The 10,667-nt window shown below is 63.7% G+C and carries 9 protein-coding genes; 5 read left to right on the top strand and 4 right to left on the bottom strand.

The genetic code is table 11. The features are described from left to right. Positions 1–145: 145 nt before the first annotated feature. The 5 genes from ACX4ZE_RS03280 (at position 146) to ACX4ZE_RS03260 (ending at position 5,540) form a co-directional block, all read left to right on the top strand. The gene (locus ACX4ZE_RS03280; protein ID WP_480271769.1) at positions 146–1,231 is read left to right on the top strand and encodes an S-(hydroxymethyl)mycothiol dehydrogenase; all 1,086 of its coding nucleotides are present in this window, start codon (positions 146–148) and stop codon (positions 1,229–1,231) included. Positions 1,232–1,368: 137 nt separating this feature from the next. Continuing rightward, positions 1,369–3,999 carry an ATP-binding protein gene (locus ACX4ZE_RS03275; RefSeq protein WP_480271768.1) on the top strand — a complete coding sequence of 877 codons (2,631 nt, stop codon included), beginning with the start codon at positions 1,369–1,371 and terminating at the stop codon, positions 3,997–3,999. Further along, positions 3,953–4,657 carry a response regulator gene (locus ACX4ZE_RS03270; protein ID WP_480271767.1) on the top strand — a complete coding sequence of 235 codons (705 nt, stop codon included), beginning with the start codon at positions 3,953–3,955 and terminating at the stop codon, positions 4,655–4,657. Before ACX4ZE_RS03275 ends, ACX4ZE_RS03270 begins: the two co-directional genes overlap by 47 nt. Before the next feature lie 85 nt (positions 4,658–4,742). After that, positions 4,743–5,204 (top strand): OsmC family protein, encoded by a 462-nt coding sequence (locus ACX4ZE_RS03265; RefSeq protein WP_480271766.1) that lies wholly within the window; start codon positions 4,743–4,745, stop codon positions 5,202–5,204. A 54-nt stretch (positions 5,205–5,258) separates the two neighbouring features. Beyond that, a complete protein-coding gene (locus ACX4ZE_RS03260; protein WP_480271765.1) occupies positions 5,259–5,540 on the top strand; it encodes an acylphosphatase in 282 nt (93 codons plus the stop codon). Between the two features lie 179 nt (positions 5,541–5,719). Here ACX4ZE_RS03260 and ACX4ZE_RS03255 read toward each other — a convergent pair whose 3' ends face one another. From ACX4ZE_RS03255 to ACX4ZE_RS03240, 4 genes are all read right to left on the bottom strand, one after another. After that, positions 5,720–5,908 (bottom strand): hypothetical protein, encoded by a 189-nt coding sequence (locus ACX4ZE_RS03255; RefSeq protein ID WP_480271764.1) that lies wholly within the window; start codon positions 5,906–5,908, stop codon positions 5,720–5,722. A gap of 60 nt (positions 5,909–5,968) precedes the next feature. Then, positions 5,969–8,095, bottom strand: coding sequence for an amylo-alpha-1,6-glucosidase (locus ACX4ZE_RS03250; RefSeq protein WP_480271763.1), 2,127 nt, complete (start codon positions 8,093–8,095; stop codon positions 5,969–5,971). Next, positions 8,092–9,258, bottom strand: a complete 1,167-nt coding sequence (locus ACX4ZE_RS03245; protein ID WP_480271945.1) for a glycosyltransferase family 4 protein — start codon at positions 9,256–9,258, stop codon at positions 8,092–8,094. The genes ACX4ZE_RS03250 and ACX4ZE_RS03245 overlap by 4 nt, the downstream gene beginning before the upstream one ends. 746 nt (positions 9,259–10,004) lie before the next feature. Then, positions 10,005–10,586 carry a dihydrofolate reductase family protein gene (locus ACX4ZE_RS03240; protein WP_480271762.1) on the bottom strand — a complete coding sequence of 194 codons (582 nt, stop codon included), beginning with the start codon at positions 10,584–10,586 and terminating at the stop codon, positions 10,005–10,007. Positions 10,587–10,667 lie beyond the last annotated feature (81 nt).

Raw genomic sequence — 10,667 nt, 5'->3', positions numbered from 1 at the left:
CTTCTTTCTGTTGCCGAAAAGCATGACCGTCAATAGTCCAGCGGTAGCGTGCGGAGCATCTGGCACAGCAATACGGACAGGTGCTCGAGCTCGGCCCACCGAGCGACCCTGGCCACGCCACCGGTGAATTCGCGAGGAGGCACAGATGTCGCAGACAGTGCACGGGATCGTAGCGCGTAGCAGGGCGGCATCGGTCGAACTCGTCGATGTAATCATCCCCGATCCCGGACCGCACGATGTGGTGGTACGAATGCAGGCCTGCGGAGTGTGCCATACCGACCTGCACTATCGAGAGGGTGAGATCACCGACGACTTCCCCTTCCTGCTCGGCCATGAGGCAGCAGGCGTGGTATACGCCGTCGGCGCCGAAGTCACGCACGTGGCGGAGGGCGACTTCGTAGTCCTCAATTGGCGCGCAACCTGCGGCGAGTGCCGGGCGTGCCGACGCGGCCGTCCCTGGTACTGCTTCGACAGTCACAACGCAAGCGTGCCGATGACCCTCGCCGATGGTACCGAGCTGAGTCCGGCCCTGGGGATCGGCGCGTTCGCCGATAAGACACTCGTGCACGAACGGCAGTGCACCAAGGTCGACCCGGCAGCCGATCCGGCGGTAGCCGGACTACTCGGCTGCGGTGTCATGGCAGGCCTCGGCGCGGCGCTGCACACCGGCGCGATAGCGCCCGGCGACACCGTCGCGGTGATCGGCTGCGGCGGAGTAGGGGACGCGGCGATCGCCGGGGCGCAGCTGGCCGGAGCCAAGACCATCATCGCGATCGATCGGGATGTCAGAAAACTGGGCTGGGCTACCGAGTTCGGCGCCACACACACGGTCGACGCGGCCACAGAGAATGTCGTCGAGCAGATCCAGCGACATACCGGCGGCTGGGGTGCCGATGTCGTCATCGACGCGGTGGGACGGCCGGAAACCTGGAAGCAGGCATTCTACGGCCGCGACCTGGCCGGCACAGTCGTCTTGGTCGGCGTGCCGACTCCAGGCATGCTCATCGAGCTGCCGCTGCTCGACCTGTTCTCCCGCGGCGGTGCTCTGAAGTCTTCCTGGTACGGCGACTGTTTGCCGGAACGCGACTTCCCCACCCTGATCGATCTACATCGCCAGGGCAGACTCCCGCTAGACCGTTTCGTCACCGAGCGCATCCGGATCGATCACGTGGAGCAGGCCTTGAACAAGATCCGTACCGGCGACGTGCTGCGTTCGGTGGTGCTCTGGTGAGCCCGCATACCGAATACAGCCCGGAAAGGTGAGGCAATCGTGATAGCGGCAGTGGTCGTTGTCACCGGACCGTCACTCGCCCCGCGCAGCTCACCAGGTCTATCGGAAGTTGTTCCACCGAGAGGGAACGACGCGTAATGATGGAAGTCATGGAACGCGGTCAGCTGTGGATATACCTCGGTGCCGCGCCGGGAGCAGGCAAGACCCACGCCATGCTGCACGAAGCGCACCGATGGCTGCAGCTCGGCCAGGACGTGGTGGCCGCGGTTACCGGGCCCCACGAAGACAAGGAGACCGCTCGGCTGCTCGAAATCATCGAGCGCATACCTTCGAAGCTGATCGATTATCGCGGCACAACCTCCACCGAGCTCGATACCGAGGCAATACTGCGGCGAGCCCCCGCGATAGTACTGGTCGAAGACCTGGCATATACCAATCTGCCCGGCAGCAAACACGAAAAGCGCTGGCAGGACGTAAACGATCTGCTCGACGCCGGCATTGATGTGTTCTCCACGCTCGAAGTTCAGCAGCTGGAAAGTTTCACCGACGTCGTAGCTCAGATCACCGGCAACAGGCGCGGCGAGACCGTGCCGGACGCTGTGGTGCGCGCCGCGAACCGTGTGGAGCTGGTCGACATCACCCCGGAAACACTGCGCCACACCCTCTCGCATGAGGGCATGAGCGCCGCCGAGAAAATGGCCGCGGGGCTGCGTGCCTACTCCCAGCGAAGAGAACTCCCCGCGCTGCGGGAGTTGAGCCTGCTATGGCTGGCAGGCCAGATCGAGGTCGCGCTGGCGGAATGCCGGACCAGTCGCATGAGTACCGAACCGAAGGAAGCACGCGAACGTGTCATGGTGGCGGTGACCGGTGGCCCTGAATCGGCGACCGTAGTACGCAGGGCAGGCCGGATCGCAGGAAAATCCGGCGCCGAGCTAGCGATCGTCCACGTCGTGCGTAGCGATGATCTGGCCGGTGTCTCCGCCGAACGCCTCACCTGGCTGCGCGAGCTCGCGGCAGAATTCGGCGCCTCGTTGCACACCATCACCAGTGATGACGTGCCCACCGCATTGCTCGATTTCGCCCATGAGACCAGCGTCGCGCTGCTCGTACTCGGCGCATCGCGGCGCTCCCGCTGGGCGGGGATACTCGCCGAGGGCACCGGCTCCACCGTGCTGCGACTCGCCGATGAGATCGACGTTCGCATAGTGACGCATGAATACGCGCAACGAGCTACCCGGCGCATGGCCCCTGGCACACGTCGTCGCACTATCGCCTGGCTCGCCGCGGTCCTCCTCCCCCTCCTGGTGTTCGCGATCAGCGTCACGGTCCTGGACAACATCATGGGTCTCGTCGCGATCAGCGCGCTGTTCGTGATCGGCGTCGTCGCAGTGGCTCTGCTGGGCAGGATTGTGCCCGCACTGTTCTCGGCTTTGTTGTCCGGCCTGTTGACAAGGTTCATCGCGCCGCCGCGCTATAGCTTGGCGGTCACTGAGCTGACCGAATGGATCACCCTGATCGTGCTGCTCACTGTCGGGGTCTCGATAGTGCAACTGGTCGATCTCGCCGCAAAACGGACCACGCAGGCGCGTCAGGCATCTCGGCAGGCTGAGCTGCTGACTATGTTCTCCGGCGCCATTCTGCACGGCGCGGATCTACCCAATCTACTCGAGCAGCTCAAGGAGTTCTTCGCGCAACGCGCAGTCAGTCTGGTGGCGAATGAGCAAGTGCTGGCCGAGGTCGGTGCGGATCCACCGCACCGACCCTCCGATGCGAGCACCGTGATAGAAGCGAGCGATTCCCACCATAAACTGTTACTCGCGGGTCGCCCGCTCGCAGCGGCCGACCGGCCAGTACTCAACGCGGTGGCCAATCAATCGGTCGCGCTGGTGCGGCAGACTCGTCTGGCCGAGGAGGCCAGCGCCGCCGCGGCGTTGGAGGAGGCCAACCGCTTACGACAAGCGCTGCTCTCCGCAGTGAGCCACGACCTGCGTACCCCCTTGGCCGGAGCCAAAGCGGCGGTCTCCAGTCTGTGCAGCGATGACGACGACATCGAGTTCTCCCCGGAAGACATCACCGAACTCTTGGAGACAATCGAAGAGTCGGTGGACCAGCTCACCGCGCTGGTCGACAACCTGCTCGACTCATCCCGACTCGCGGTCGGCGTGGTCACACCGCAGGTACAGCGAGTGTATGCGGAGGAAGCAGTACACCGTGCGCTGGTGAGCGTCGGGATGGGTGCGCGCGGACAGCGACGCGCCTCCATAGCCCGGATCCGGGTCGAGGTCGGCGACATCGTGGTCTGGGCCGACAGCGGCCTGTTGGAGCGAGTCCTGGCCAACCTTCTCGACAACGCGCTGCGGCACGCGCCGGACGGCGCATCGATCTCGGTCACCGCCAGGCGCGCTGGTAACCGCGCGGTGATCGCCGTGGTCGACTCCGGCCCTGGCGTACCGCAGGGCATGGAAGAGCGGTTATTCGAGCCGTTCCAGCGTTTCGGTGACCGGGACAATACCGCCGGCGTCGGGCTGGGGCTATCGGTGGTGCACGGATTCGTGCAGGCGATGGGCGGCATTGTGCGGGCCGAGCCGACAGCTGGAGGAGGATTGACCATGCTGGTCGATTTACCCGCGGCCGAGGCGCTCGGCACGGGCACCGAAAACGCACCCGAGATGATAAGTGCAGGTGAGCAAGGGGCCCCCGAAGACACAGGAGGCGGCGATAGTGACGAAGACGCTGGATACGGCGCCGATAAAGGTGCTCGTCGTTGACGATGAACAGCAAATCGTGCGCGCGTTGCGGATCAATCTGTCGGTCCGCGGCTACGAAGTGATCACTGCGGCGACCGGTGGCGCAGCCCTGCACGCAGCCGCCGACCAGCATCCGGACGTCGTGATCCTCGACCTCGGGCTGCCCGACATCGATGGCATCGAAGTGCTCGCCGGGCTACGCGGCTGGACCTCGGCGCCAGTGATCGTGCTGTCCGCTCGGAGCGACTCCGCCGATAAAGTTCAAGCGCTCGACGCGGGTGCCGACGACTATGTCGCCAAACCATTCGGCATGGACGAACTGATGGCGCGGCTACGCGCCGCGGTCCGCCGCGGCACCACCGACGCCGACTCTTCGGCTCCGGTAGTGACAACCGAATCGTTCACAGTCGACCTGGCCGCCAAGAAGGTCACCAAACGCGGCAAGACCGTACACTTGACCCCCACTGAGTGGGGCATGCTGGAGATGCTGGTGCGCAATCGCGGCAAGCTGGTAGGGCAACGCGAGCTGCTGCGCGAGGTGTGGGGTCCGTCCTATGCCACCGAGACCCACTATCTACGCGTATACCTGGCACAATTGCGGCGCAAGCTGGAAGACGATCCGTCCCGGCCGAAGCACCTGCTCACCGAAGCGCGCATGGGCTACCGCTTCCAAGAGTAGTTCACCGGCCACCCATCCTGGTGTAGCCGGACGTCATAACACCGGGGCACGAGCCGAGCGCGAGGGAAATGGCAGGATCGAGCCCATGGCTGAACAGACCGCTACCACCGCCACCGAGACACCGAGCGCGCAGGAACCCACCACGTTGTGGGTCGAGCGCACCGGAACCAGGGCATATACCGGCCGCAGTTCCCGTGGCGCCGAGGTCTTGATCGGTTCGCGAGACGTCCTCGGTGCGTTCACTCCTGGTGAACTACTGAAGATCGCCCTGGCCGCCTGCTCTGGCTTGAGCGCGGATTTCCCACTGTCGCGCAAACTCGGAGACGACTTCGACGCGACTATCCGGGTCTCCGGCGACGCCGATCGGGAGAACGAGGTCTACCCCCGGATAGACGAAGTGTTCGAACTCGACCTCAGCGAACTCGACGACGAAGCACGCGAAAGATTACTGGTCACCGTGCAGCGCGCGATCGGCAAGGTGTGCACAGTGGGACGGACGCTGCAGGCAGGGACAAGGGTGACCCTGTCATTCGACATCGAAGAGTGAAGAAGCGCCTGAAGAACGAGAACCTGGTGAGAACTCGAAGCATAGGAGCAGCCCTTGACGGACGAGTCTGTTCGGTTGAACGCGTGGGTGCACGGACTGGTCCAAGGCGTGGGTTTCCGTTGGTGGACCCGTTCGCGGGCACTGGAACTCGAGCTGGTCGGCAGCGCGACCAACACCAAAGACGGCAGGGTGCGCGTAGTCGCGGAAGGACCGCGATCCGCGTGTGAACGGCTGTTGGAGCTGCTGCGTTCAGGGGGTGCGCCCGGTCACGTGACTGTGGTTGTGGAAAGCTGGGAATCCCCACGGGGCGATACGACCGGTTTCGAGGAACGGTAGCACTAGTGGTGCCCCAGGTGACGACGGGGAACGACAGTGAGCACGAACCTGTCGCGGTCGCACACCATCCCTCTTCGGAAGGATCACGTCTACCGCGGTCGCCGACTGTGCCGCGGTAGGCGATACCACTGGGTGGATATGCGCTCTCCACGCCCGCCACGGAGAGCGGGAACCGAGAATCAGCCGCTGTCTGCGTGATCGAGGCAATAGGCCGCGGCCGCGAGGTACTGGCGACACTCCGGGCCGTGTCCAGCGTGCACGCTACGAATGAACAATGCGCGGTCCAAGTCGAGATCCGTCGTGGGCTCCGCGTGGCAGTCCCGGTACTGCGTCCGCCACAGGTCTCGTGTATCCAGTGATGTCCGCATCACGCACCTCCTATGCCTGCGTATCAGTGCGAGAAGGCTCATCGGCTCGCACGGACTACGTCATCGAGATACCAGACGCCAGTCATCGGGAAGACGCGCAGCGGTGATCTGCGTGCCCTCCGCCTCCAGATCGACAGTGATGGCACCCAGCCGCAACGCTCGCAGCGAGACCCTGCCCCAATGCGCCGGGAGCTGCGGACGCGCGGTAAGCGTCCTGGTCGGGGCATCGGGATCGAGCCCAAGAAACGCTCGTACCAGCAGCAGCGGCGCAGCGCTCGCCCATGCCTGCGGAGAGCACGAGGTTGGATATGGCACCGGTGTGGCGAAACGCGACCGCGGAAAACCGCAGAACAACTCCGGTAGCCGTCCATCGAACACCGCTGCGGCATCCAGTAAGCCGATGGCCAGCTGCGTCGCCAGTTCGACCGCGCCGGGCAGGTGCCGATAGCGCAACAGACCGGCTACCGCGATCGCCGTATCGTGCGGCCAAACCGAACCGCAGTGGTAGCTCATCGGATTGTAGGCACCCATATTCGATGCCAGGGTGCGCAATCCGAATCCGGAATCCATCTCCGGACCCGCCATGTGCAGAATCAATTCTGCCGCGTGCTCGTCACTAGCGATGCCCGACCACAAGCAGTGCGCCGCATTACTGGTCAGTGCGTCGACCTGACGCTTGCTCCCATCCAGCGCCACGGCGTACCAGCCACGGTCGGGTAACCAGAACTGCTCGGCGAATTTACCGCGCAATACCTCCGCGCGCTCACGAAGCTGCCCGGCGGATCGTGGCTCGTCGAAAGCGTCCGCCAGCTCGGCCCTGGCCAGCAATGCCGCATGCACATATCCCTGGACTTCGCACAGTGCGATGGGGGTTTCGGCGAGATGTCCGGTAGCATGATTGATTCCGTCGAAGCTGTCCTTCCATCCCTGATTGATCAGACCACGGTCGGTCGCACGGCGGTATTCGATAAAACCGTCGCCATCGCGATCGCCGTAGTCGGTGATCCAATGCAGCGCGGCATCGGCAGCGGGCAACAGCAGCTTGATCGCTTCCGGGTCCGCACCCCAGCGATGGCATTCGGCAAGCAACATCACGAACAACGGTGTGGCATCCGCGCTTCCGTAGTAGATATTGCCACCGAGCACCTGCCCGCCCGCCGGACCACGACGCATCTCGTGCATGATACGTCCCGGTTCCTCCTCGGTAAGAGGATTGACTTCTTGACCTTGCAGTTCCGCCAGCTGCTGTAATGTGCCCAGTGCCAGATCGACTGCCAATGGTAATGCCATCCATGCGGTGAGCAGGCTGTCTCGACCGAACAGGGTCATGAACCACGGAGCACCCGCGGCGACGAACGGTCGAGCCTCACTGGATTCGTCGTGGATCTGCAACGCACCCAGGTCGCTTTCGGTACGACGCAGTATCCGAGTGAGCACCGGATCGGATGCGGCGATATCAGTGGCGTTGTCACGCCATGCTTCGATCTTGCGGCCCGGTGCGCTGGCTCCGTAATGCGCACCAGGGGCAACAGCCTGAAAACGCTGGTTACCCAATGTCGGCTGCGCGATGATCTCAGTCTGCCAGCACTCGCCGACCGGTACGATCACCCGCCAGATCATCGTGCCCGGCAATACCTCTGCTTCCACCGTGGTCGAGATCGAGATTCCCCGGCTACGATCGGCATAATCGTGCAGCACCAGCTCGCTGTCCGCGACCGTTACATCGGCCCTCGTGTTCCCTGCCCGCCCTTCCTTCACCGCGAACAGATCGATGAAATCCGCGTCCACGTGCAGCTCCAGTAGTACTGCCGTGGGCTCGCGCCCCATATTCTCCAGAGTGAGCAGCTCATGCATGCCATCGGCGACAATCCGTTCGCGCACCACCAGCAGCGTGCTGTCGGCCAGACCCGCCTGCGGCGGTCTGCGCAACACGAACCTGGCGGCGAACGCCTCTGGGCTCAGCACCGAAAGCGGCTCGGCGGGCCTGCCGTTCACCAATAGTTCCCAGCGGGACAGCACCCGCGCGTCCCGGAAGAACAATCCGTGTGGCTTGCCCGGTTCGACATCGCCGAGCCGGTTCGACAAACAGAATGTGCCCCCCTCGACCAGAGTCACCGAGCCACACCCCCCGAACCCGGTCGGTTCGCCGGAATTCAGGGGGGCAGGATTCGAAGGTCTACCGGTCACACCAATCCGCTCGCCGCGACTCTGATCGTTGTAGCGGTCGACGTCGTGGCATCGATCGGTACCGCACCGAACCGTTTCTTGGCTCGCAACAACCTGCGATACACCTGCTCATAACCGAAACCGAGAGTATCGGAGCCGAATTTCGCCTGTACATGGGCCCGGCATGCGATCGGGTCCATCGCCCGGACCGCTTCGATGGCTTCGGGCAGCTCGGCGGGATCGTCGCAGACCCGACCGGTCGTGCCATCGACGATCACCTCGGACACCGCCCCACCACGCAACGCAACCACCGGTGTGCCGCAAACCATGGATTCGATCATCACCATGCCGAATGGTTCCTCCCAACGGACCGGGAACAACAGGCAACGCGCGTTGGCGAGTAGCTTACGCTTGGCCGAGGCATCGGCGAGGCCGAACAGATGATCGTTGTCGGTCAACAGCGGCCGCACCTTCTCCTCGAAGTATGCTTGCTCGCTGCGTTCGCTGCATTTACCGGCAAGCACCAGCGGGATACCTGCGGCATGCGCGGCCTCCAACGCCAAATGCGGAGCCTTGCACTCGTTGAACCGACCGAGGAACAAGGCGTAATCGTCCTTTTCCACACGAAACGGCCAGTCGTCGACGTTCAACGCATTGTGCACGCGCCCAGACCAATTCAAGCCCGAGGCGAGCTCGCGCTGCCGGTCGCTGATCGCTACCAGCGCCACCTCATCACCCAGGTCATGGTAGTAGCGGTAGATATCGGCCTCTATCGGCCCGTGCACAGTCAGCACCGTAGGCAGGCCGAGCTGCTGGAAAGCGAACGCGTTGAGCGGGCCGGCGAAGGTGTGATCGTGTACCAGGTCCACGCCTGCTGTCGCGACGAGCTCCTCGATCGCGCGGCGCACTCGCAACGCGTGCACGACTTCGGGGAACGGCTCTCCGAGTCGCTCAGGCACTGCGCGATCCCACACTGGTAAGAACTTGGCCTTGGTGCCCGACTCCCCCGCGCCGAGCAAGGTTATGTCGTGACCACGGTCGACCAAGGCGTCGACCAGATCGGCGACCACTGCCTCGACACCGCCGTACGCCTTGGGGGGAACATCGAAATACGGCGGCACCACCATCGCAATGCGAAACGGACCGCTGGAATGATCTATCTGCAGATAGTCGGACGACGCCATCGACAGATCGGACGACACCTTCTGCGCCGAAACCGCGCTCATGACCCTCCTTCCAGGGACAACCAGTAGCACTCGCATCCACCCAGCACTCGGAGCACCGGGTGCCGAACTGAACTAGTGGCCGCCGCGGCGGGGTGAAGACCGTGCTGCACCGCCGTCCATGGGGCTTGGTTGGCCTGGTCACGCGTCCGGCATGATCAGGGGGGCCACTTGGGGAGGTACCTCAAACTGGTTCGATCAAACCAAACAGTTCGGGAAAAATCGCCGCATCCAGCGTTCATTCAGCGACCGCTGGGTAGTCCGGTAGCCCGCTTTACCCGCTCCGGCCAGCGCGCTTCATCTACCGCGCCGGGGACGAACGCCGCTTGGACCAGCGTGTCAACCGGCGATGACAACCCTGGAGTCCCACCCCGCGGTCACGACGACGCGGACACCGAGTACGCGCTCGACAGCGTATGGTCCAGCGAACGTCGTTGGGACGGTATCCCGTTCGCACCACAGTCGAAGCCGATCGAAAGGCCGAGCCGTACCCGTCCCACGAGCGGGCGAAAGATCCGAGCCGGATCACGCGAACCCTCCTCAGCGCACCCAGTAATCGTATCCGGTGTGGAAACGACTATCATTTCGCCGAATAGGCTGCGGGTGGCCCCTGACTAGATGGCGCGATCCGTGAGCCGGTGCGACTACGACACCGCCACCTTCCGACAATCCTTACCGCAGCGAGCAGGGCGAAATCGAGCACCGGGCTACCGGATTCGGCTGTACTTCACGACAGCCACCCCGTCCTCGAACACCGTGCTGGTGATCACCCGGAATCTGGCCGGTTCCGGCAGCCGTGGTCCCGAATCGAACAGCGGGCGGCCACGGCCGAGCACGATCGGGTACAGCTTGAGGAATATCTGATCGATCTCCGGAAGCAGCGCCTGTGCCAGTTGTCCGCCGCCACACAACCAGATGCCCAGCCCACGCTCCCGCTTGAGCGTGCGGACCTTTTCGATAAGATCTCCGGAGATCAGTTCCACGGCCGGATCGGGGCTCTCGGGCAGGGTGGTCGACACGACGAACTGCCGCAGATGGGCATACGGGCTCGAAGTGCCGGTACGTACCCCGAAGTCGTGTGTCTTACGTCCCATCAGCACGGTGTCGAAGTAGCGATTGCGCGCCTCGACCCCGATCGCTTCCCGCACCTTGGTCGGCAGTGTCTCCGGGTACTGCGCGTTGATCGCCGGGCCGTGATCGCCGCCGACCGGGAAGAAGTCGACGGAGCCCTCTTCGGTGGCGATGAATCCATCAATGGTCGACGCTACGTAATAGGTGAGTTTTCGCATAGTTCAGCACCCCGAGCCAGTTGCGATGATCGAGAAGACGTGAGCTTGCGCATGCTTCCTTCCTCACGGCCGAGTAGCATT

It is taken from the genome of Nocardia sp. TBRC8007, from assembly GCF_056629435.1.
Note: the sequence above shows the minus strand (reverse complement) of the source record. Positions and strands in the feature narration are given on the sequence as shown.

Bases quoted from the DNA above. Each gene is read 5' to 3' on its own strand.
- ACX4ZE_RS03280 (WP_480271769.1), top strand. From the start codon at position 146: ATGTCGCAGACAGTGCACGGGATCGTAGCGCGTAGCAGGGCGGCATCG.
- ACX4ZE_RS03275 (WP_480271768.1), top strand. From the start codon at position 1,369: ATGATGGAAGTCATGGAACGCGGTCAGCTGTGGATATACCTCGGTGCC.
- ACX4ZE_RS03265 (WP_480271766.1), top strand. From the start codon at position 4,743: ATGGCTGAACAGACCGCTACCACCGCCACCGAGACACCGAGCGCGCAG.
- ACX4ZE_RS03255 (WP_480271764.1), bottom strand. From the start codon at position 5,908: ATGCGGACATCACTGGATACACGAGACCTGTGGCGGACGCAGTACCGG.
- ACX4ZE_RS03245 (WP_480271945.1), bottom strand. From the start codon at position 9,258: ATGGCGTCGTCCGACTATCTGCAGATAGATCATTCCAGCGGTCCGTTT.
- ACX4ZE_RS03240 (WP_480271762.1), bottom strand. From the start codon at position 10,586: ATGCGAAAACTCACCTATTACGTAGCGTCGACCATTGATGGATTCATC.